The sequence below is a fragment of the Enterobacter cloacae complex sp. P27C genome, from assembly GCF_014895705.1.
Classification (GTDB): domain Bacteria; phylum Pseudomonadota; class Gammaproteobacteria; order Enterobacterales; family Enterobacteriaceae; genus Enterobacter; species Enterobacter bugandensis.
Genome location: NZ_JADBQB010000007.1, coordinates 168,481 through 189,726, shown reverse-complemented (window position 1 = coordinate 189,726; position 21,246 = coordinate 168,481). Strand labels below are relative to the sequence as shown.

Below are 21,246 nucleotides of genomic sequence, written 5' to 3'. Positions count from 1 at the left end.
TTAGCGCGCTCGTTTTATAGGCTGCGCGAGGCGCGCAGCCTGATGTTTATTACGCACCGACGGGCAAGCCCGCCGACGTTGAGCGTGATTCCGTCCCGTTACTGCACTTCCTTATATTTTCCCTTGTCGTCCCACTGATAAACCACGTAGTCAGACACTTTCAGGTCGCCTTTGCTGTCCCAGGCTTTTTTGCCCATCACCGTATCGACAGAATTGGCTTTCAGCCACTCGCTGGCTTTCGCGGAATCCTTGCCGCCGGTGGCCTTGAAGGCTGCGGCAATGGCCTGTACGGAGGCATAGGAGTAGAGGGTATAACCTTCCGGCTCGAATTTACCGGCGCGGAATTTGTCGATAACCGCTTTACCGTCCGGGATCAGGCGCGGATCTTTACCAAAGGTCATGTAAATGCCGTTGGTATATTGCGGGCCGCCCGCTGCCGTCACCATCTCTTCGTTGACAATGCAGTCGCCGGAGAAGAATTTCGCCTGCACCCCCTGTTCACGCATCTGGCGAACCAGCGGGCCAGCTTCCGGGTGACAGCCGCCGAAGAACACCACGTCCGGTTTTTGCGCGCCGATCTTCGTCACCAGCGCGTTAAAGTCTTTTTCACCGCGGGATAAACCTTCATACATCACATCCTTCACCCCGCGCTTCGCCAGCGCCGCTTTGGTGGCGTCTGCCAGCCCCTGTCCATAGGTGTCTTTATCGTGAATGATGACCACGCGTTTGGCTTTCAGCTTGTCGATAATGAAGTCGCTGGCGACCTGACCCTGCTGGTCGTCGCGGCCACACATGCGGAACATGTCGCTCATGCCGCGTTCGGTGATCTGCGGGTTAGTTGAGCCGGGAGTAATCGCGATGATGCCCGCGTCGCTATACACCTCGGAGGCGGGCATGGTGGAAGAGGAGCAGAAATGGCCGACCACGGCGTTGACCTTATCCTGGTCGACTAAGCGGTTGGCGACGGCCACCGCCTGCTTAGGCTCGCAGGCGTCATCCCCCTGAACCAGTTTGATCTTCTCACCGTTAATACCGCCTGCGGCGTTAATGTCTTCTGCGGCCTGCGTTGCGCCGTGCCAGTACTGATCGCCGTAGGTGGCATTAGGGCCCGTGAACGGTCCGGCGACACCGATCACGATATCTGCCCGGGCGGAAAATGCCGTTACCAGACAACCGGCCAGCACAAGAGAAACAGGCGTTTTGATAAATTTCAGCGACATTATTATGTTCCTTAGCAAAGAGGTTTTTGCACCACGGCGTAAGCCTGAACGCCCAGGGCGCAGCCAATCCAAAAACACGAGCAAGAACAAAATGCACTAAACGAACGGCATCCTGCGTGATACGGCGAGGTTTCCATGCGCAGCGTCGCGCGAAGAACAGCAAGCAAAAACGTTGCCAGAATGGTTAACCCCTTGACGGGGTTATGACATGTTTGAGTATAGAGCGCCGCGTTATCCCGCCCTGCGCCAGGAGAAGAATTTACAGCGGAGATCACACATCGTTAACAATAAAGCCCATAAGTTGTGCAACGGTCACGATTTGCACACTTTTGCAGCAATAAAGACCTAAACTTCAGCCAGGGCAGGCGTGCGATCTGTGGTAGGATCCTTTCCTTTTTTATCAGGAGTGTCCGCGATGACGGAAGGTCCATTAAATGAAAGCGAAATGGCGTGGCTGGAAGAGACATTAATGTCTTACGGTCATGACGATGCGTCCGTGATTGACGTGTCCGAACTGGACGGCATGCTAACTGCAGTGCTTTCCGGCCCTGTTGTCGTTGAGCCAGATGCCTGGCTGGTGGCGGTGTGGGGCGGGGAGAAGTACATCCCGCGCTGGAAAAACGATCGCGAGATGAACCTTTTATCGATCTCTGCTTTAAGCATATGAACGACATTGCCGAGCGCCTGAGCGAATATCCGGATCAGTTTGAGCCGCTGTTCGGCTATAACGACGTTGACGGTGAGAGTTACACCGTGGTCGAAGAGTGGTGCTATGGCTACATGCGCGGCGTGGCGCTGACGGACTGGTCAGCCTTGCCGGAAACCCTGAAGGCCGATCTCGACGTGATTGCCCTGCACGGAACGGAAGAGAACAGCGAGAAGCTGGATGAACTGTCCGAAGAGGAGTATATCGCCAGCATCGAGAGCATCCAGCCTGCGGCCCTGCGCTTATACAACTACTGGGTGGAGAACCCGCAGCAGCCGGAAGCGAAGAAGCCTGTCGTGAACGGCACGAAAGTGGGGCGTAACGATCCGTGTCCTTGCGGCAGCGGGAAGAAGTTTAAGAGCTGCTGCCTGCACTGATAAAAAAAGGGGCTGATGATAGCCCCTTTTATCTTTAACCCACTTCCGGCAGCATCCCGGCGGCAATCAACACCTGCACCAGAATAATCATTACCCCGCAGCCAAACACAACGCACAGCAGCGGTTTTCCTCCCGCGACGCGATATCCTTGCTGAGGATGCTGCTGACGGCTTTTCCACGCCAGCAGGGAAGGGAGCAGCAGGGCCAGGACAGAGAGCGCCACCCCCGCGTAGCCCAGCGCCATCACAAACCCGCGAGGGTAAAACAGCGCAAACGCCAGCGGCGGCAGGAAGGTAATGGCTCCGGTCTGTAACCGTCCGGCGGCAGTATTGCGACGCTGGAACAGGTCGGCCAGGTAATCGAACAGGCCGAGCGCTACGCCCAGGAACGAGGTCGCGAGCGCCAGGTCGGCAAACAGGTGAACCGCCAGCTCCACGTGCGGCGAGGTGACCACCTCGCGCAGCGACAACAGAAAACCGTTCAGGCCAGCGTGCTGCGCCATCAGCCCGACGAAGGTTGAAGAGTCAATGCTACCCAGCGTCACCAGCTGCCAGAAAATGTAGGCGATCAGCGGAATGGCGCTGCCGATAACAAACACACGACGCAGCTTGCGGACATCACCGTTCATATAGCTGACTATGCTCGGCACGCTGCCGTGGAAGCCAAACGAGGTGAAAATGACCGGGATGGCGGAAAGCGCCAGCCCTTGCTCCAGCGGCAGCGTCAGCAGGTTCACCTTGTGCACGTGCGGTGCCAGCAGCGCCAGCATGACAACCAGAAACAGAATTTTGGCGCTGAAGAGAAAACGGTTAAAGAGATCGACCAGCGATGTGCCCACGCAGACCACGCCGCCGCCAATAAGCGCAAAGAAGATAGCCCCCGTTGCAGGGGTAATGTCAGAGCCAAACCAGTCGTTGACGCTGGAGGCGATTAGCTCCCCGGCACCGCTGATATACGCGGCCGTGAGGGCATACATCAGGAACATCATGCTAAAGCCGGTGATCCACTGGCCGTAGCGTCCCAGGTAGCGCGCCGCCAGCGAACCCAGCCCGGTATCGGCGGGCACATGCTGGTAAACCTCAAGCAGCAGCAGTGCGGTATAGCACATTAGTGCCCAGAGCGTGCCAAGCAGCAGCAGGGTCATCCCAAATCCCACTCCCGCGGCAGCCAGAGGCATTGCCAGCATTCCTGCGCCAATCGTCGTTCCGGCGACGATAAAAATACTTCCCAGGGTTCTGTTCTTCACGCTTTCCTCTACAACGACGCTTAACCGCAACAAAATCTGCGGCGCAGAGTAAGGCAAAAGCGGTAATTCGTCAAACCACCGTTACAAGGCGTGTAATGAAAGGTTTACGTATTGCGCTACTGCCCATCCTGAGTGGGGGCGAAGGTCAGGCGTGACGTAAATAGGGCGTATGGGGAATAAAATGCGTGTTTTAATGCAGGGGAAAGGTAAATTAACGCGGCGCCGTAAACCGGCACCGCGCTGATATTAATTCTGCGTATCGAGAGTCGACAGTTCTTTATCAATAAAGTAAAGTCCTTCGCCGGATTTACCCACCAGGGATAATTTATCCAGCACGGATTTAAACAGCTTCTCTTCTTCGTGTTGTTCCGCGACGTACCACTGCAGGAAATTAAAGGTTGGATAATCCTGGCCGATCATTGCCGCATGAACCAGTTCGTTAATTTTCTGGGTGATCAGCTGTTCGTGCTCGTAGGTGGCGCGGAACAGTTCGTCGAGAGAATTATATTCAGCAAAAGGTGATGCCACGTTCTCGATGCGCGGCAGGCTGCCCGTATCGGTCAGATAATCAAACAGGCGCTGCATGTGGGTCATCTCTTCCTGGGCGTGACGACGCAGAAACGCGGCCGCACCTTCAAAGCTGTGATAGCTGCACCAGGCGCTCATCTGCTGGTAGAGAAGGGATGAATAGAGCTCAAGGTTCATTTGCGCATTGAGCTTGTCGATCATTTCAGTTTTCAGCATGGTGGCGCTCCGGATTATTATTACGGGTTCATAATGAGCGACACTATAATTTGTTATTTAATTATTTGCAAAACGTAAAATTAAATATTTGTTCGTTTAAAATACGAATGGGAATAAAACGCATTGGCGATATTTATTTTTATTAATGCGAATTATTTTTGTTCTTAGTTAAATAAAGCGCCAGCAAACGCTGGCAGCTTTGATTAATACCAGGGATTATTTGCCTTAGGGTTAACGGCATACCCCATGCACTTATAGTGGATAGTAACGCTCTCGTTCAGGCACAAAGAGCCGCTTGTCAGGGTACAGGTTTTGACCGGTTGCCCGTAGGCAGAGGCGGTGGCATAGCCCATGTTCTGACAGGCTTTTACCGCGGTACCGTTATTAACATATTCATCGGACCAGGCGTTTTGCAGCACGGCCTGGCCATAGTCGAGGCGGACAATGCCGTTCGGCGCGTCGAGGCTGCTGATTTCCGCCTGGCGTTTAACGCTGCATCCCGCGAGCAGCAGGACTGTAGCGGCTACGATGGCTCTTTTCATGGTTCGCTCTGAGTGGATGGAAATACGTTATCGTACCCGCAGATGCCCGCTGCAATGCCAGGAATAGCCGGACGATCTACCCTCACTCTTTGCAACGGACGGCGTAGATCCTCCCCTTCACAAAATTGTGAGCGTGCATTTAGTTTTTAAAACTGTATTTCATTTACTTTGAAAGTCTGTTTATTTGATGCCAGAATGAACGGGAACAGGTATCCATGGCGGGGAGCGCCCGCAGCGCATTCTGGAGAGACACGATGAAAATTGCACTGATGATGGAAAACAGCCAGGCGGCTAAAAACCCAGTCATATTAAAAGAGCTGAAAACGGTAGCCGATGAAAAAGGGTTCCCGGTTTACAACGTGGGTATGAGCGACGAAAACGATCATCACCTGACCTACATCCACCTGGGCATTATGGCGAGCATTTTGCTGAATGCGAAAGCGGTGGATTTTGTGGTCACCGGCTGCGGCACCGGGCAGGGGGCGCTGATGTCGTTAAACATCCACCCTGGCGTGATTTGCGGCTACTGCATCGATCCCGCAGACGCGTTTCTCTTCGCGCAAATCAATAACGGCAATGCGCTCTCTCTGCCTTTTGCCAAAGGGTTTGGCTGGGGAGCGGAGCTAAACGTTCGCTTTATCTTTGAAAAGGCGTTTACCGGCCGAAAAGGGGAGGGTTATCCTCCAGAGCGTAAAGAGCCGCAGGTGCGTAACGCCGGTATTCTGAACCAGGTAAAAGCGGCCGTGGTAAAAGATAACTATCTTGACTCGCTGCGCGCCATCGATCCTGAGCTGGTGAAGACCGCTGTTTCCGGCCCGCGTTTCCAGCAGTGCTTCTTTGAAAATTGCCAGGATAAGGCGATCGAGGATTTTGTTCGCGGTATCGTGGGTTAATGCGCACTGCGCAGTTTAAATTGTGATATGCATCACAAAAATATTGATTTTTGTGACGATGGTCATATTATAGGCACATTGACGATAAAGTTGTATAACAAGTTAATGGAGCATCACAATGAAACTGCGCAAAATCCTGAAAAGTATGTGGGCCAATTACTGCCGCACTTTTAAAGACGTGCCGCCTGGCGCCATGTTCTGATAAAAAAACCTGCTTCGGCGGGTTTTTTTGTGTCCTGCGGCAATGAAGGGCAGATGTCACGGGCCACGTTTTGATACTATGGCGGCCTTTGAATAAGGAGAAAGCCCCATGTCACAAAACCTGAGCGCCGATCAGGAACTGGTCTCTGACGTTGTTGCCTGCCAGCTGGTTATCAAGCAAATTCTTGATGTTCTGGACGTTATTGCACCGGTTGAAGTGCGCGAGAAGATGTCCACGCAGCTGAAAAACATCGATTTTGCCAGCCATCCCGCGGCTGCCGACCCGGTGACGCTTCGCGCGATCCAGAAAGCCATCGCGCTGATTGAACTGCGCTTTACGCCGCAGGGCGAGTCTCATTAAAACGCGAACGGGCGACCGCGCGTGTCGCCCGTTGAAAACGTTAAAAGAAGGTCTGGACCAGCAGGTAGCTCGCCGCGCAGGCGCAGCTCACGCCAATTAGCCCCGGCAGAATAAAGCTGTGGTTAATGATGAATTTGCCGATGCGGGTTGTTCCCGAGCGATCAAAGCCGATGCAGGCTAAATCACTCGGGTAAGTCGGCAGAACAAAATAGCCGTAGGACGCCGGGAAGAAGGCGATCAGCATTTTTGGATCGATGCCCAGCATCAATCCCATCGGCGCCACGGCTGTCAGGGCCGCCGCCTGGCTGTTTACCAGCTTCGACACCAGGAAAAGCACGATGGCATACGTCCACGGATGGCTTTTCACCACCCCTTCCAGCGCCAGCTTTAACTCATCGAGATGCGCCTGGAAAAAGGTATCGCTCATCCACGCCACCCCGAACACCGAGAAGATCGCCACCATACCGGCCTTGAATACCGCACCGTTTGAGATGGCTGAGGCATTGACCTTGCAGGCCATCAGCATCACGGCACCGGCGATGAGCATCATCATCTGAATGACGAGGTTCATCGACAGGGCCGTCATTTTACCTTTCAGCTCGAAGGACGGGCGCAGGTCGGGGAAAGCCCCGAGCAGGACTACCACCGCAATGCCGGCAAAGAAAATCCATGTCGACCAGTAGGCCTGCTTCGGAAAACGCTGGTTCATTAACGTCTCCGTGCCGCCATAGATAAACTCGCGCTGTTTGGGGTCTTTCAGTTTCTCCTGAAACTCCCCGTCGTCAGCTAAATCTTTCCCCCGACGTAAACTCCACAGGGCCGCGATCGCGACGCCGAAAAGCGAAGCGGGAACCGATACGGCGAGGATTTCCAGGATCCCCCACGCGTGCCCAATCCCATGCTGTGCGGCCAGGATGGAGACCAGCGACACAACGGCGACGGAAACCGGAGACGCGGTGATCGCCATCTGGGATGCCACCGATGCCACCGCCATTGGGCGTTCCGGGCGGATCCCTTTTTTCAGGGCGATATCCGCAATGATGGGGAACATGGTGTAGACCACGTGCCCAGTGCCGCACAGAAAGGTCAGCATCCAGGTGGTAAAAGGGGCGAGAAGCGTGATGTGCTGCGGGTGTTTGCGCAGCAGGCGTTCAGCAAACTGCATCATGACGTTGAGGCCACCCGCGGTCTGCAGGGTAGCGGCACAGCCTATCACCGCGAGAATGGTTAACATGACGTCAACCGGAGGCTTGCCGGGCTGGAGCCCAAAGACAAAACACAAAATAAAAAGGCCAATACCGCTGATTAACCCAAGCCCCATGCCGCCGAAACGTGTTCCCGTCAGCAGGCAGAGGAGAATGACAACAAACTCAATGGTGATCATGCTTTTCCCTCGTCAATGATTATGTAATTAAATAAATCATTACATTTTGTAGGGTTAATCATTGAGAGCGAGATCTGATTTGTTAAATTTCAGCAAAAGCAGAGGGTTGGGGAGATAAGAAGGAACCTGCCTCCCTGAACCAGGGCCAAGGCAGGTTAAACGCTTAGTGGTGCTGCACCGTCACAAGATCGAGCAGGTGGCGGTCGGCTTGCTCCGGGCGTAAACCGGCCTGGCGCGCATTGTGGATCTCATCCGCCAGCGTTTTCAGCAGCATACCGTCCTGCTGCTGTTCTTTATCCATATCGCGTAAAAATTTAAGAGTGATGATGTCATGCTGTGCTCTGGCTTCATCGGCCAGCTTGTTGAGCGTCGTACAGCGCTGCTCATGCTCTTCCAGCGTTTTCTGGAACAGTTCTTCCAGAGAAGAGTAATTTTCGTTGATCCCATCAAGGGCTTTAACAACCGGGTTAGCCCCCGCGGCCTTCAGGAAGTTAAAGACGCGCATCATATGGGTGACGTTGCTTTGTGCCTGTGAACGAAAGAACGTGGCAGAGCCCGTGAGACTTTTTTCAGAACACCATGCACTTAGGTGAAGGTGCAGGTTCGAGGCGTAGAACTCAAGGTTCATCTGCGCGTTAAGTTTTTGCATCATCGTTTGGGTAGCCATACTCATATCCTTATAGACTGTGGGACGTGATGTCCGCTGCTTAACCTGACAGCCAGGCAAATACGAAGAAAAACAGAATTGCAATTTTTGCAGTGACTAAAATCGATCGAAAATTCACTTCCTGTGTTCGATATAAATAAGCATACCTTTGTCTTATGATTAAGAAAACTCTTAATTAGGCTGTGTTTACCATACATTACAAAGTTTAATATAGTACAAAAATACAAATATATAGCCACCAAATGAAATTTTATTAACCTGTTGATATTAAAGGTTAAGTGTCTTTCGAGGGATACTGATTTACTTTCGTGAACATTTAGCCGGAATAATGCTCTGTAAGAAAAATAAATACAGATTATTCATTTCAAATATATGATGCGTTGCTGAATTTGCGCTAAGTCAATTTTAACGGAATAACGCCTTTTCATGACGCGTTCGTTTTTTTGATGAAAAGCATGGACCCCCGTCAGGGGAGAGCCACAGCGACATCCGCCGTAAGGCATCAGGGATTTCTTAGCTAATCTTATGGATAATTCTGCTTACCCCGCTTTCATTTGTCAGACAATTCCTGCCTTTTTTATGTCATTTTTCGCTGAATTTATGTACGCAATTACTGTAATTCTGCGGTGTGATGGGGCTCTCTTATGGATGATTAATTTCCCGCTAAAACTATCACCAGCAATAACGCTTATGACGAGGTAAGCGCTAATGCCTTGTTTTAAGTCCGATTAAATAAGAAGCACGCAAATCTTCCCTACAGAAAAGAATGCTAAAGCTGGAGTTTACCATGCACAAATTTACTAAAGCGCTGGCGGCCATCGGTCTGGCTGCCGTTATGTCACAATCCGCTATCGCTGAGAATTTAAAACTCGGTTTTTTGGTAAAACAGCCGGAAGAACCCTGGTTCCAGACCGAATGGAAATTCGCTGATAAAGCCGGAAAAGATTTAGGTTTTGAAGTGATTAAAATCGCCGTGCCGGACGGTGAAAAAACCCTGAACGCCATCGACAGCCTGGCGGCCAGCGGCGCGAAAGGCTTTGTTATCTGCACTCCGGATCCAAAACTCGGATCGGCAATTGCGGCGAAAGCCCGCGGTTACGACATGAAGGTTATTGCGGTTGACGATCAGTTCGTTAACGCCAAAGGCAAACCGATGGACAGCGTTCCGCTGGTCATGATGGCGGCGACCAAAATCGGTGAACGTCAGGGGCAGGAGCTTTATAAAGAGATGCAGAAACGCGGCTGGGATGTGAAAGAGACCGCCGTCATGGCCATCACCGCAGACGAGCTGGACACGGCGCGTCGTCGTACGACCGGTTCAATGGACGCGCTGAAAGCGGCCGGCTTCCCTGAAAAACAGATCTATAAAGTGCCAACCAAATCTAACGACATCCCGGGCGCCTTTGACGCGGCGAACTCTATGCTGGTCCAGCACCCGGAAGTGAAGCACTGGCTGGTGGTCGGCATGAACGACAACACCGTGCTGGGCGGCGTGCGTGCGACGGAAGGTCAGGGCTTCAAGGCGCCTGACGTTATCGGGATCGGCATCAACGGCGTGGATGCGGTGAGCGAGCTGTCCAAAGCGCAGGCCACCGGCTTCTACGGCTCTCTGCTGCCAAGCCCGGACGTTCACGGCTACAAATCCAGCGAAATGCTCTACAACTGGGTCACCAAAGGGGCTGAACCGCCGAAATTTACCGAAGTGACCGACGTGGTGCTGATTACCCGCGACAACTTCAAAGAAGAACTGGCGAAAAAGGGACTGGGCGGTAAGTAATACGCTGTGATTGTGCCCCTTACTCGCCGTAAGGGGCCAGACGTACACACTACAGGAATCACGGAGTCGTTATGCAACAGTCTAATCCGTATCTCTCTTTTCGCGGCATCGGGAAAACGTTTCCCGGTGTTAACGCGCTGACCGATATCAGCTTCGACTGCTATGCCGGCCAGGTTCATGCCCTGATGGGGGAAAACGGAGCGGGGAAATCCACGCTGCTAAAAATCCTCAGCGGCAACTACGCGCCAACAACCGGCACGCTGGCCATTCGCGGTGAAGAGGTGGCCTTTGCCGATACCACGGCGGCGCTCAACGCCGGTGTCGCCATTATCTATCAGGAACTGCACCTCATCCCTGAGATGACCGTGGCCGAAAACATCTATTTAGGCCAGCTTCCGCACAAAAGCGGCGTGGTGAATCGTTCGCTACTTAATTATGAAGCGGGGCTGCAGCTTAAGCATCTTGGTCTGGACGTCGATCCCCAGACCCCGCTGAAATACCTCTCCATCGGCCAGTGGCAGATGGTTGAAATTGCCAAGGCGCTGGCGCGTAACGCCAGGGTTATTGCCTTTGATGAACCCACCAGTTCGCTTTCCGCGCGTGAAATCGAAAACCTGTTCCGCGTGATCCGCGAGCTGCGGCAGGAAGGCCGCACCATTTTGTACGTCTCGCACCGCATGGAGGAGATATTTGCGCTGAGCGATGCCATCACCGTATTTAAGGATGGGCGCTATGTGCGCACCTTTACCGATATGCAGCAGGTTAACCATGACCAGCTTGTTCAGGCGATGGTCGGGCGCGATCTGGGCGATATCTATCACTGGAAACCGCGCGAGTACGGCCCCGAGCGCCTGCGTCTGGACAACGTCAAAGCGCCGGGCGTGCGGACGCCGGTTTCGTTATCCGTACGCAGCGGTGAGATCGTCGGTCTGTTTGGCCTTGTAGGGGCGGGGCGCAGCGAGCTGATGAAAGGGCTGTTCGGCGGTACACGCATTACCGCAGGGCAGGTCTCCATTGACGGCGAGCAGGTGGATATCCAGAAACCCGCCCACGCAATCAGGGCCGGGATGATGCTCTGCCCGGAAGACCGCAAGGCGGAGGGGATCATTCCGGTGCATTCGGTGCGCGACAACATCAACATTTCCGCCCGGCGTAAATTTATCCGCGCGGGTTGCCTGATTAACGACGGCTGGGAGTCGAGCAACGCCGACCATCATATTCGCTCGCTGAATATCAAAACGCCGGGACCGGAACAGCTGATTATGAATCTGTCAGGAGGAAACCAGCAGAAGGCCATTTTAGGCCGCTGGCTGTCGGAGGATATGAAGGTCATTCTGCTGGACGAGCCGACGCGCGGTATCGATGTGGGCGCAAAACACGAGATTTACAACGTGATATATGAACTGGCAAAACGCGGCGTGGCGGTGCTGTTCGCCTCCAGCGATCTGCCTGAGGTGCTTGGCGTTGCTGACCGCATTGTAGTGATGCGCGAAGGCGAAATCGCCGGTGAATTACTTCATGAACAGGCGAATGAACAACAGGCGTTGAACCTCGCCATGCCTAAAGTCAGCCAGGCTGTCGCCTGAGTAAGGAGTTAATGATGTCCTCTGTTACTACATCCGGAGCGCCGAAGTCGGCTTTTAGTTTTGGACGCATCTGGGATCAGTACGGCATGCTGGTGGTCTTTGCCGCACTCTTCATCGCCTGTGCAATCTTCGTCCCTAATTTTGCCACCTTCATTAATATGAAAGGGCTGGGACTGGCGATTTCCATGTCCGGCATGGTGGCCTGCGGCATGCTCTTCTGTCTGGCCTCCGGTGATTTCGACCTGTCGGTGGCCTCGGTTATCGCCTGCGCGGGCGTCACCACGGCGGTGGTGATCAACATGACGGAAAGCCTGTGGATTGGCGTTTTTGCCGGTCTGTTGCTCGGCGTGATCAGCGGTCTGGTGAACGGTTTTGTTATCGCACGCCTGAAGATTAATGCCCTGATTACCACGCTTGCAACGATGCAGATAGTCCGCGGTCTGGCCTATATCATCTCCGACGGTAAAGCGGTAGGGATTGAAGACGAGCGCTTCTTTACGCTGGGCTACGCCAACTGGCTGGGCCTGCCTGCGCCTATCTGGCTCACCGTGGCCTGCCTGATCCTGTTCGGCTTCCTGCTGAACCGCACCACCTTTGGCCGTAATACGCTGGCGATCGGCGGCAATGAAGAAGCGGCCCGTCTGGCAGGGGTGCCGGTTGTACGCACCAAGATTATTATCTTCGTGCTCTCCGGGCTGGTCTCCGCCGCGGCGGGGATTATTCTGGCGTCGCGTATGACCAGCGGCCAGCCAATGACGTCTATCGGTTATGAGCTGATCGTCATCTCGGCGTGCGTTTTAGGGGGCGTTTCCCTCAAGGGAGGCATCGGAAAAATCTCATATGTGGTGGCCGGTATCCTGATTTTGGGTACGGTGGAAAACGCCATGAACCTGTTGAATATTTCGCCGTTCTCTCAGTACGTCGTGCGCGGCCTGATCCTGCTGGCAGCCGTGATTTTCGACCGTTACAAGCAAAAAGCGAAGCGTACCGTGTAACCCCAGCGCTGACTTTTTATTGCTCAACTAATAACCATAGTTGACCCCTGAACCGCCTCGCCAGTTTTGCTGGCGGGGCGGTTGTCAAATGGCGAGGCCCATCACACTGTCTATACTTACATGGCTATGAAAGAGGTAAAGGCGTTTACCTCTCGTAAACCGTAAGGAGGATTAGGGTGGCTGACTTGTTAACCGCACCGCCTGTACTGCCCGGAAAATATGCTTTCTTTTTTGACCTCGACGGTACGCTCGCCGGGATCCAGCCGCATCCTGACGACGTGGTCGTACCGGATACGGTGCTAGAGAATTTGCAGCAGCTCTCTCGACTGAACGAGGGCGCATTGGCATTGATTTCAGGGCGCTCAATGGCCGAGCTGGACGTGCTCGCCAGTCCTTACCACTTTCCGCTGGCCGGTGTACACGGAGCGGAGCGCCGCGATATCCATGATCAACTGCATGTTGTATCACTCCCCGATACCTTAATTCAGGCGTTACATACTGAACTCTCCTCGGCGCTGGCGTCGCTCCCGGGCACGGAACTGGAAGCGAAAGGCATGGCGTTCGCCTTGCACTATCGGCAGGCTCCGCATCACGAAGCGGCGATCTTTGCGATTGCCCGCAGCGTGGCCGATGCACATCCGCAGCTCGCGCTGCAGCCGGGGAAGTGCGTCGTTGAGATAAAACCTGAGGGCATCAATAAGGGGGCCGCTATTGCGGCGTTTATGGTGGAACCGCCATTTAAGGGACGTACACCGGTATTTTTTGGCGATGACCTGACCGATGAGGCCGGTTTTCGTGTGGTGAAACAGGCCGGAGGGATCGCCGTCAAGGTAGGGCCTGGTGACACTGTCGCTGAATGGCGTCTGGCGAATGTCGAGGCCGTCTGGCAGTGGATTTCTGATATCGCTAACCAGCAACAACAACAAATAGCGCAAAACAAAGGGGGAAACCATTATGGGTCGCTTAGTCGTCGTCTCTAACCGAATTGCACCGCCTGATGATAAAAAAGCCAGTGCAGGTGGCCTGGCGGTAGGGGTATTAGGTGCCTTAAAAGCTGCTGGCGGGCTGTGGTTTGGCTGGAGCGGTGAAATCAATGAACAAGAGAAACCGCTTAAAAAGGTGACGCGCGGGAACATTACGTGGGCATCATTTGCGCTCAAAGAGAAAGACTATGACGAGTATTACTCGCAGTTCTCCAACGCGGTCCTGTGGCCTGCGTTTCACTATCGTCTTGACCTGGTGAAATTCCAGCGTGAATCCTTCGAGGGCTACTCGCGGGTGAATGCGCTGCTGGCGGATAAACTGCTGCCTTTAATTGAGGAAGACGATATTTTATGGATCCACGATTATCATCTGCTCCCCTTCGCCAGAGAGCTGCGTAAAAGGGGAGTCAATAACCGAATTGGCTTCTTCCTGCACATTCCGTTCCCGACGCCGGAAATTTTCACCGCGCTGCCGCCGCATGAAGAACTGCTGGAGGCGCTGTGTGATTATGACCTGCTGGGCTTCCAGACCGAAAATGACCGTCTCGCGTTCCTGGACTCCGTGTCAGGCAAAACGCGCCTGGTAACCAACGGCGGCAAAACCCATACGGCGTGGGGAAAAACCTTCCACACCGAGGTCTATCCGATTGGTATTGAACCCGACGAAATTGCGGAACAGGCCTCGGGCCCGCTGCCGCCGAAGCTGGCCCAGCTTAAGAATGAACTCAAGCACGTGAAGAATATCTTCTCGGTAGAGCGTCTGGATTATTCCAAAGGATTGCCGGAACGCTTCCTGGCGTATGAAACGCTGCTGGATAAATACCCTCAGCACCACGGTAAAATTCGCTATACCCAGATCGCGCCAACGTCGCGCGGGGAAGTGCAGGCCTATCAGGATATTCGTCATCAGCTGGAGACCGAAGCGGGGCGCATCAACGGGCGCTACGGCCAACTGGGCTGGACGCCGCTCTTTTATCTGAATCAGCATTTTGACCGTAAGATCCTGATGAAGGTCTTCCGCTACGCCGACGTTGGCCTGGTTACGCCGCTGCGTGACGGGATGAACCTGGTGGCAAAAGAGTACGTGGCGGCTCAGGACCCGGCGGATCCGGGCGTGCTGGTGCTTTCCCAGTTTGCAGGGGCAGCGAACGAACTGACCTCAGCTCTGCTCGTTAACCCTTACGATCGGGATGATGTGGCAAATGCCCTCAACCGCGCGCTGACCATGCCGCTGACGGAGCGAATTTCCCGCCATGCCGAAATGATGGAGACGATCCGGAATAACGATATAAATCACTGGCAGGCGCGTTTTATTCAGGATCTACGCGAAATAGCCCCGCAAAGTCACGAAGGCGATCTGCAAAAAAAGATCGCGACCTTCCCTAAACTCGCCTGATATTCCTCTGGGGGGGTTAAGCCCCCCCAAGCGGCACTAACAGCACGTCAACCTGGCTTGAGGCGATAATAGATTTTGCCGCGCAGGTAGCCCTCGATATAAAGCTGTGGTTATGGTTCCCGCAAATCACTAAATCAATATTCTGCTTGCGGCACATATCAAGAATATGGGCATTCAGTTCCCCCGTCGCAATAACGGTTTGATCAATGGGGTACTCTGCTTTTTCGACAAGCTCTCGCAGAAACTGCTGCGTTTCCTCCTGCAAAACCTCACGAATATCTTCCAGCATCGGGGCCGCCAGTTGATTGTACATCTCGGGCTCGGCCGCGAGGGTAATGAGGCTGATGCGCGCATTATGCGGCCGGGCGATGGAAACGGCCCGGGCGACAAGCTGGTGGCTTTCGGGGGAAACGGCAACAGAAACAAGAAGATGGGAGTAACTCATGGCGCACTCCTTAGATGCCTAACAGACAGCGTTTCATCACCATTACCGCGAATTTCCTGGTTTCGCAAGACTTGAATACGACATTAGTGTGAAGCTTATCATAATTATTCATTAATTATTCTTATAAGAAGAATAACTGATAAATGCGCCTAAATGAAAAAAATTAACAACTTAACGTAAGTCACACAAATCCTCGCTTTCACTATTAAATCGTTCTAACAAGTTATAAACGCATTTCGAATGATCACGCAATGAAACAATTTTTTTGCCAGAAATGCATAACTGTATGTTTTATCGAAGTAATCAAAATGTGTCCCTGACGCATACGCGATGTAAACGATTGCTGATACCGCACGCACGGGTAAAAGCACATTGCGTGCCACTTATTCTCACGCGTATGCATGAGTATTCGTCGATTAAGAATACAAAACAGTGCTGATTGCTTAAAAAATGAGCAAATTAGAAGTCATACTGATGGATTTATGGGTAACATTCACTTAAATTGTGTGACGTGGATCACATTTTTTTTAAATTTGAGGGTGGCTGCATTGTATGTGTCAAATCTGGCGAGTAGAGTTTGCGTCGAATTAGGAAAAATCTTAGTTATTTGTAAGAAATGATAAAACCTGTAAGAGATGTAACCGCGTTGCATCCCTTACGCGTTTGGATGAATACAAACCTAGATTCAACTATGCATTTAGCCTTTTCTTTTTTATACCGGGTGATTTCCCGGCGACATCACGGGGTGCGGTCTTTCCGCATAAAAATAATAGTTGGTTATTCGGGATGGGAACAATGCATACATCCGAGTTGCTAAAACATATCTATGACATCAATTTGTCATATTTACTGCTCGCGCAGCGTTTAATTAGTCAGGACAAAGCGTCCGCGATGTTTCGTCTGGGTATTAACGAAGAAATGGCAACCATGCTGGGTGGATTAACCCTCCCGCAGATGGTAAAACTGGCGGAAACGAATCAACTGGTGTGCCAGTTCCGTTTTGATAATCCGCAGACGATAACGCGTCTGACGCAGGAATCCCGCGTGGACGATCTGCAACAGATCCATACCGGTATCCTGCTCTCCACTCGCTTGCTTAGCGACATCAGTCAGCCTGATGACGCAGCCCGTAAGAAAAGGGCCTAGCAATGAGCGAAAAAAGCATTGTTCAGGAAGCGCGTGACATACAGCTGGCCATGGAGCTGATTACGCTGGGTGCTCGTTTACAAATGCTGGAAAGCGAGACTCAGCTGAGCCGTGGTCGCCTCATCAAACTGTATAAAGAGTTACGCGGTAGTCCCCCGCCGAAAGGCATGCTGCCGTTTTCTACGGACTGGTTTATGACCTGGGAGCAGAACATCCACGCTTCCATGTTCTGTAATGCCTGGCAGTATCTTCTCAAAACCGGTTTGTGTAGCGGCGTAGACGCCGTGATCAAAGCGTACAAACTTTACCTTGAACAATGCCCACAGCAGGAAGAAGGCCCTCTGCTGGCGCTGACCCGCGCATGGACGCTGGTGCGTTTTGTTGAGAGCGGAATGCTTGAACTGTCGCGCTGCAATTGCTGCGACGGCAATTTTATTACCCATGCTCATCAGCCTGCAGGCAGCTTCGCCTGTAGTTTATGTCAGCCTCCATCCCGCGCAGTAAAAAGACGTAAACTTTCCCGGGATGCTGCCGATATTATTCCACAACTGCTGGATGAACAGATCGAACAAGCTGTTTAACCCGAACGTGTGGGCAAGATTCCAGCAGCGGTAAGTCATTACCGCTGCTTTTTTTTACCCCGCAAACGGTAAACGCTGCGAGCTGGACGTCCTTGCCATAGTCACTAGCGGAAGGATGATGTCGTGCTTATCTTATTAGGTTACCTGGTAGTTCTCGGTACAGTTTTCGGCGGTTACATGATGACCGGCGGGCACCTTGGAGCACTCTATCAACCGGCTGAACTTATTATCATCGGCGGCGCAGGGGTAGGGGCTTTTATCGTTGGCAACAACGGTAAATCGATCAAGGGCACGTTGAAAGCAATTCCATTGCTGTTCCGTCGCTCGAAATACACCAAAAGCATGTATATGGATCTGCTGGCGCTGCTCTATCGCCTGATGGCGAAGTCGCGTCAGCAGGGGATGTTCTCGCTTGAACGGGATATCGAAAACCCGAAAGAGAGCGAAATTTTTGCCAGCTATCCGCGCATTCTGGCGGACGCCATGATGCTGGATTTCATCGTCGATTACCTGCGTCTCATCATCAGCGGCAATATGAATACCTTCGAAATTGAAGCGCTGATGGACGAAGAGATCGAAACCCACGAAAGCGAATCTGAAGTGCCGGCCAACAGCCTGGCGCTGGTGGGCGACTCCCTTCCGGCGTTTGGTATCGTGGCGGCGGTCATGGGGGTGGTACACGCCCTGGCCTCGGCGGACCGCCCGGCGGCTGAACTGGGCGCGCTAATTGCCCATGCGATGGTGGGTACCTTCCTCGGTATTTTGCTGGCTTATGGTTTTATCTCTCCGCTGGCAAGCGTGCTGCGCCAGAAAAGCGCGGAAACCACCAAAATGATGCAGTGCGTAAAGATCACGCTGCTCTCCAACCTCAACGGTTACGCGCCACCGATCGCGGTTGAATTTGGCCGTAAAACGCTTTACTCCAGCGAGCGTCCGTCGTTTATCGAGCTTGAAGAACACGTGCGCGCGGTGAAAAACCCAAACCAACAGACGACAACTGAGGACGCATGAAAAACCAGTCCCATCCGATCGTCATCGTCAAAAAACGCAAGCACAAGGGCGGTGGGCACGGTTCCCACGGCTCCTGGAAAATCGCGTACGCCGACTTTATGACCGCAATGATGGCGTTCTTTCTGGTGATGTGGCTGATCTCCATCTCCAGCCCGAAGGAGCTTATCCAGATTGCCGAATATTTCCGTACCCCGCTGGCGACGGCGGTGACCGGTGGGCCGCGTATCTCTAACAGCGAAAGCCCGATCCCTGGCGGCGGCGATGATTACACCCAGCAGAAGGGTGAGGTGAAAAAAGAGCCGAACATCGACGAGCTGAAACGCAAGATGGAGCAGGCGCGTCTGAAAAAACTGCGTGGCGATCTCGACCAGTTGATTGAAGCGGATCCTAAACTGCGCGCGCTGCGGCCGCACCTGAAAATCGATCTAGTCCAGGAAGGGCTGCGTATTCAGATTATCGACAGCCAGAACCGCCCGATGTTTAAAACCGGGAGTGCGGAAGTTGAGCCGTACATGCGCGATATTTTACGCGCCATTGCGCCGGTGCTGAACGGCATTCCTAACCGAATCAGCCTGTCGGGCCACACGGATGACTTCCCGTACGCCAGTGGGGAGAAGGGATACAGCAACTGGGAGCTTTCTGCCGATCGTGCCAACGCCTCGCGTCGCGAGCTGGTGGCAGGTGGGCTTGATGATGGCAAGGTACTGCGCGTGGTCGGCATGGCAGCAACCATGCGGGTCTCCGACCGCGGGCCGGATGACGCCATCAACCGTCGTATCAGTCTTTTAGTGCTGAACCAGCAGGCGGAGCAGGCCATCCTGCACGAAAACGCCGAAAGTCAGAATGAGTCACTGGACGATTTAAAACAGCCTGGGGCCGTCCCTGCGGCTGCCGTTCCAACATCGCCACCAGCCAATCCGAGGTGATAGCGTGAGCATGGATATTAGCGATTTTTACCAGACATTCTTTGATGAAGCCGACGAACTGTTGGCGGATATGGAGCAACATTTGCTCGATCTGGTGCCCGAAGCACCGGACTCCGAGCAGCTCAATGCCATCTTCCGCGCGGCGCATTCTATTAAAGGCGGAGCCGGAACGTTTGGATTTACCATCCTGCAGGAAACGACCCATTTAATGGAAAACCTGCTTGATGAAGCACGACGCGGTGAGATGCAGCTCAATACCGACATTATCAACCTGTTTTTGGAAACCAAAGATATTATGCAGGAACAGCTCGACGCCTATAAAAGTTCGGCAGAGCCTGATGCCGCCAGCTTTGAATACATCTGCAATGCGCTGCGCCAGCTCGCCCTGGAAGCAAAAGGTGAGGTCGCTGCAGCCGTTGTCCCTGCGACAAAGCTGAGCGTTGTCGATGCGGTGGCTGCTGAAGAGGCCGCGCCAGCCGCTGCGCAAGCGGGCAAGCTGCGCGTTGTGCTGTCACGCCTGAAAGAGAGCGAAGTTAACCTGCTGGAAGAAGAGCTGGGTAACCTGGCGAAATTAAGTAACGTAGTGAAAGGCAAAGACAGCCTCGCGGCGACCCTCGATGACGGTATCAGTCAGGACGATATCGTGGCGGTGCTGTGCTTTGTCATTGAAGCCGACCAGATCGCCTTCGAAACGGAAGCCGCCGCGGTAGCAGCTCCGGCTGCAGAAGAAGAGGTTGCCGTCGTTGCCCAGGCCGCCGCACCGGCTGTGGCCCCAGCGGCCCCGGTGCTGAAGGCGGTGACAAAAGAGGCCGCAGCGCCTGGCCGTGGTGAAAAACCGGCCGCGCGCTCCAGTGAGTCCACCAGCATTCGCGTTGCCGTTGAGAAGGTTGACCAGCTGATTAACCTGGTTGGCGAACTGGTGATCACCCAGTCCATGCTGGCGCAGCGTTCTAACGAACTGGACCCGGTCACGCACGGCGATCTGATCACCAGCATGGGCCAGCTGCAGCGTAACGCCCGCGACCTGCAGGAATCGGTGATGTCCATCCGCATGATGCCGATGGAATATGTCTTCAGCCGCTTCCCGCGCCTGGTGCGCGACCTTGCCAGCAAGCTGAATAAGCAGATTGAACTGACCCTGATGGGCAGCTCTACGGAGCTGGATAAGAGCCTGATCGAGCGCATCATCGACCCGTTAACGCACCTGGTACGTAACAGCCTCGACCACGGTATTGAACTGCCGGAAAACCGCATTGCTGCCGGGAAATCGCCGGTCGGGAATCTGATCCTCTCTGCGGAACATCAGGGCGGGAACATCTGCATCGAAGTGACCGACGACGGCGCGGGCCTTAACCGCGAGCGCATCCTGGCGAAAGCCATTTCACAGGGGATGGCGGTGAATGAAAACATGACCGACGAAGAAGTGGGCATGCTGATCTTCGCGCCGGGCTTCTCGACCGCCGAGCAGGTGACGGACGTTTCCGGACGCGGCGTCGGCATGGACGTGGTGAAACGTAACATTCAGGAGATGGGCGGCCACGTTGAGATCCAGTCTAAACAGGGCTCCGGCACCACCATCCGCATCCTGCTGCCGCTGACGCTGGCGATCCTCGACGGCATGTCGGTCAAAGTCGCGGACGAAGTCTTCATTCTGCCGCTGAACGCGGTGATGGAATCCCTCCAGCCGCGTGAAGAAGATCTGCATCCGCTGGCGGGCGGCGAGCGCGTCCTCGAAGTGCGCGGTGAGTACCTGCCGCTGGTCGAGCTGTGGAAAGTGTTTGAAGTGGACGGGGCGAAGACCGAGGCCACGCAGGGTATCGTGGTGATCCTGCAAAGCGCGGGCCGTCGCTACGCGCTGCTGGTCGATCAGCTGATTGGTCAGCACCAGGTGGTGGTGAAGAACCTCGAAAGCAACTACCGCAAGGTGCCGGGTATTTCTGCTGCCACCATTCTGGGGGATGGTAGCGTGGCGCTGATCGTCGACGTGTCGGCGCTTCAGGGATTAAATCGTGAACAACGTGTGGCGTACACAGCCGCCTGATTAAGTAGAAGGTAATAA

Annotated in this window: 20 protein-coding genes and 1 pseudogene; 14 read left to right on the top strand and 7 right to left on the bottom strand. The window is 53.8% G+C overall.

Annotated features, from left to right (window positions below):
- Positions 1-98 precede the first annotated feature (98 nt).
- Complete coding sequence (locus tag IM291_RS16225) at positions 99-1,220, bottom strand: branched-chain amino acid ABC transporter substrate-binding protein (protein WP_028013667.1); 1,122 nt, start codon at positions 1,218-1,220, stop codon at positions 99-101.
- Between the two features lie 415 nt (positions 1,221-1,635).
- On the opposite strand from IM291_RS16225, the pseudogene IM291_RS16220 reads away from it, so the two are divergent.
- Positions 1,636-2,303, top strand: a pseudogene (locus IM291_RS16220) (YecA family protein).
- 34 nt (positions 2,304-2,337) lie between these two features.
- Here the strand turns inward: IM291_RS16220 and tyrP are convergent.
- The 3 genes from tyrP to yecR form a co-directional block, all read right to left on the bottom strand.
- Positions 2,338-3,549 carry a tyrosine transporter TyrP gene (tyrP, locus tag IM291_RS16215; protein ID WP_041909407.1) on the bottom strand — a complete coding sequence of 404 codons (1,212 nt, stop codon included), beginning with the start codon at positions 3,547-3,549 and terminating at the stop codon, positions 2,338-2,340.
- A 246-nt stretch (positions 3,550-3,795) separates the two neighbouring features.
- Positions 3,796-4,293 (bottom strand): non-heme ferritin, encoded by a 498-nt coding sequence (gene ftnA / locus IM291_RS16210; RefSeq protein WP_028013664.1) that lies wholly within the window; start codon positions 4,291-4,293, stop codon positions 3,796-3,798.
- A gap of 203 nt (positions 4,294-4,496) precedes the next feature.
- The gene (gene yecR, locus IM291_RS16205; protein ID WP_192987300.1) at positions 4,497-4,835 is read right to left on the bottom strand and encodes a YecR family lipoprotein; all 339 of its coding nucleotides are present in this window, start codon (positions 4,833-4,835) and stop codon (positions 4,497-4,499) included.
- Positions 4,836-5,089: 254 nt separating this feature from the next.
- Here yecR and IM291_RS16200 point away from each other — a divergent pair, with 254 nt between their 5' ends.
- The 3 genes from IM291_RS16200 to IM291_RS16190 all read left to right on the top strand — a co-directional run bounded on the left by IM291_RS16200 (position 5,090) and on the right by IM291_RS16190 (position 6,290).
- Entirely contained in the window at positions 5,090-5,728 is a 639-nt protein-coding gene (locus IM291_RS16200) for an RpiB/LacA/LacB family sugar-phosphate isomerase (RefSeq protein ID WP_192987298.1), read from the top strand.
- A gap of 118 nt (positions 5,729-5,846) precedes the next feature.
- Positions 5,847-5,930: a stress response protein AzuC gene (azuC, locus tag IM291_RS16195; RefSeq protein WP_014884364.1), complete on the top strand. Its 84-nt coding sequence runs from the start codon at positions 5,847-5,849 to the stop codon at positions 5,928-5,930.
- A 108-nt stretch (positions 5,931-6,038) separates the two neighbouring features.
- On the top strand, positions 6,039-6,290 hold the full coding sequence (locus IM291_RS16190) for a DUF2766 family protein (protein WP_008500405.1): 252 nt from the start codon (positions 6,039-6,041) through the stop codon (positions 6,288-6,290).
- 40 nt (positions 6,291-6,330) lie between these two features.
- On the opposite strand, the gene IM291_RS16185 is transcribed toward IM291_RS16190, so the two are convergent.
- Together IM291_RS16185 and IM291_RS16180 are read right to left on the bottom strand one after the other, a co-directional pair.
- Positions 6,331-7,674: an anaerobic C4-dicarboxylate transporter gene (locus tag IM291_RS16185; protein ID WP_049001187.1), complete on the bottom strand. Its 1,344-nt coding sequence runs from the start codon at positions 7,672-7,674 to the stop codon at positions 6,331-6,333.
- Between the two features lie 163 nt (positions 7,675-7,837).
- Complete coding sequence (locus tag IM291_RS16180) at positions 7,838-8,341, bottom strand: non-heme ferritin-like protein (protein WP_028013660.1); 504 nt, start codon at positions 8,339-8,341, stop codon at positions 7,838-7,840.
- Between the two features lie 787 nt (positions 8,342-9,128).
- Here IM291_RS16180 and araF point away from each other — a divergent pair.
- The 5 genes from araF (at position 9,129) to otsA (ending at position 15,078) form a co-directional block, all read left to right on the top strand.
- Complete coding sequence (gene araF / locus IM291_RS16175; RefSeq protein WP_008500409.1) at positions 9,129-10,118, top strand: arabinose ABC transporter substrate-binding protein AraF; 990 nt, start codon at positions 9,129-9,131, stop codon at positions 10,116-10,118.
- Positions 10,119-10,189: 71 nt separating this feature from the next.
- On the top strand, positions 10,190-11,704 hold the full coding sequence (gene araG, locus IM291_RS16170) for an L-arabinose ABC transporter ATP-binding protein AraG (protein ID WP_028013659.1): 1,515 nt from the start codon (positions 10,190-10,192) through the stop codon (positions 11,702-11,704).
- A 14-nt stretch (positions 11,705-11,718) separates the two neighbouring features.
- Positions 11,719-12,699: an arabinose ABC transporter permease AraH gene (gene araH, locus IM291_RS16165; protein WP_032644894.1), complete on the top strand. Its 981-nt coding sequence runs from the start codon at positions 11,719-11,721 to the stop codon at positions 12,697-12,699.
- A gap of 176 nt (positions 12,700-12,875) precedes the next feature.
- Entirely contained in the window at positions 12,876-13,679 is an 804-nt protein-coding gene (otsB, locus tag IM291_RS16160; protein ID WP_192987296.1) for a trehalose-phosphatase, read from the top strand.
- On the top strand, positions 13,654-15,078 hold the full coding sequence (otsA, locus tag IM291_RS16155) for an alpha,alpha-trehalose-phosphate synthase (RefSeq protein WP_028013656.1): 1,425 nt from the start codon (positions 13,654-13,656) through the stop codon (positions 15,076-15,078). Before otsB ends, otsA begins: the two co-directional genes overlap by 26 nt.
- A gap of 16 nt (positions 15,079-15,094) precedes the next feature.
- Here the strand turns inward: otsA and uspC are convergent, their stop codons facing one another.
- Positions 15,095-15,523, bottom strand: a complete 429-nt coding sequence (uspC, locus tag IM291_RS16150) for a universal stress protein UspC (RefSeq protein WP_028013655.1) — start codon at positions 15,521-15,523, stop codon at positions 15,095-15,097.
- A gap of 795 nt (positions 15,524-16,318) precedes the next feature.
- On the opposite strand from uspC, the gene flhD reads away from it, so the two are divergent.
- The 5 genes from flhD to cheA all read left to right on the top strand — a co-directional run bounded on the left by flhD (position 16,319) and on the right by cheA (position 21,228).
- Positions 16,319-16,669, top strand: coding sequence for a flagellar transcriptional regulator FlhD (flhD, locus tag IM291_RS16145; RefSeq protein WP_028013654.1), 351 nt, complete (start codon positions 16,319-16,321; stop codon positions 16,667-16,669).
- Positions 16,670-16,671: 2 nt separating this feature from the next.
- Positions 16,672-17,250, top strand: a complete 579-nt coding sequence (flhC, locus tag IM291_RS16140; protein ID WP_013096051.1) for a flagellar transcriptional regulator FlhC — start codon at positions 16,672-16,674, stop codon at positions 17,248-17,250.
- A 123-nt stretch (positions 17,251-17,373) separates the two neighbouring features.
- The gene (gene motA, locus IM291_RS16135) at positions 17,374-18,261 is read left to right on the top strand and encodes a flagellar motor stator protein MotA (RefSeq protein WP_008500417.1); all 888 of its coding nucleotides are present in this window, start codon (positions 17,374-17,376) and stop codon (positions 18,259-18,261) included.
- On the top strand, positions 18,258-19,187 hold the full coding sequence (gene motB / locus IM291_RS16130) for a flagellar motor protein MotB (protein ID WP_028013653.1): 930 nt from the start codon (positions 18,258-18,260) through the stop codon (positions 19,185-19,187). The genes motA and motB overlap by 4 nt, the downstream gene beginning before the upstream one ends.
- 4 nt (positions 19,188-19,191) lie before the next feature.
- The gene (gene cheA / locus IM291_RS16125; protein WP_192987295.1) at positions 19,192-21,228 is read left to right on the top strand and encodes a chemotaxis protein CheA; all 2,037 of its coding nucleotides are present in this window, start codon (positions 19,192-19,194) and stop codon (positions 21,226-21,228) included.
- Positions 21,229-21,246: the final 18 nt, after the last annotated feature.

Coding starts and splice junctions, on each gene's coding strand:
- yecR (WP_192987300.1), bottom strand. CDS start 4,835: ATGAAAAGAGCCATCGTAGCCGCTACAGTCCTGCTGCTCGCGGGATGC.
- araG (WP_028013659.1), top strand. CDS start 10,190: ATGCAACAGTCTAATCCGTATCTCTCTTTTCGCGGCATCGGGAAAACG.
- flhC (WP_013096051.1), top strand. CDS start 16,672: ATGAGCGAAAAAAGCATTGTTCAGGAAGCGCGTGACATACAGCTGGCC.
- IM291_RS16185 (WP_049001187.1), bottom strand. CDS start 7,674: ATGATCACCATTGAGTTTGTTGTCATTCTCCTCTGCCTGCTGACGGGA.
- araF (WP_008500409.1), top strand. CDS start 9,129: ATGCACAAATTTACTAAAGCGCTGGCGGCCATCGGTCTGGCTGCCGTT.
- azuC (WP_014884364.1), top strand. CDS start 5,847: ATGAAACTGCGCAAAATCCTGAAAAGTATGTGGGCCAATTACTGCCGC.
- IM291_RS16190 (WP_008500405.1), top strand. CDS start 6,039: ATGTCACAAAACCTGAGCGCCGATCAGGAACTGGTCTCTGACGTTGTT.
- motB (WP_028013653.1), top strand. CDS start 18,258: ATGAAAAACCAGTCCCATCCGATCGTCATCGTCAAAAAACGCAAGCAC.
- IM291_RS16180 (WP_028013660.1), bottom strand. CDS start 8,341: ATGGCTACCCAAACGATGATGCAAAAACTTAACGCGCAGATGAACCTT.
- otsA (WP_028013656.1), top strand. CDS start 13,654: ATGGGTCGCTTAGTCGTCGTCTCTAACCGAATTGCACCGCCTGATGAT.
- ftnA (WP_028013664.1), bottom strand. CDS start 4,293: ATGCTGAAAACTGAAATGATCGACAAGCTCAATGCGCAAATGAACCTT.
- uspC (WP_028013655.1), bottom strand. CDS start 15,523: ATGAGTTACTCCCATCTTCTTGTTTCTGTTGCCGTTTCCCCCGAAAGC.
- IM291_RS16225 (WP_028013667.1), bottom strand. CDS start 1,220: ATGTCGCTGAAATTTATCAAAACGCCTGTTTCTCTTGTGCTGGCCGGT.
- araH (WP_032644894.1), top strand. CDS start 11,719: ATGTCCTCTGTTACTACATCCGGAGCGCCGAAGTCGGCTTTTAGTTTT.
- flhD (WP_028013654.1), top strand. CDS start 16,319: ATGCATACATCCGAGTTGCTAAAACATATCTATGACATCAATTTGTCA.
- IM291_RS16200 (WP_192987298.1), top strand. CDS start 5,090: ATGAAAATTGCACTGATGATGGAAAACAGCCAGGCGGCTAAAAACCCA.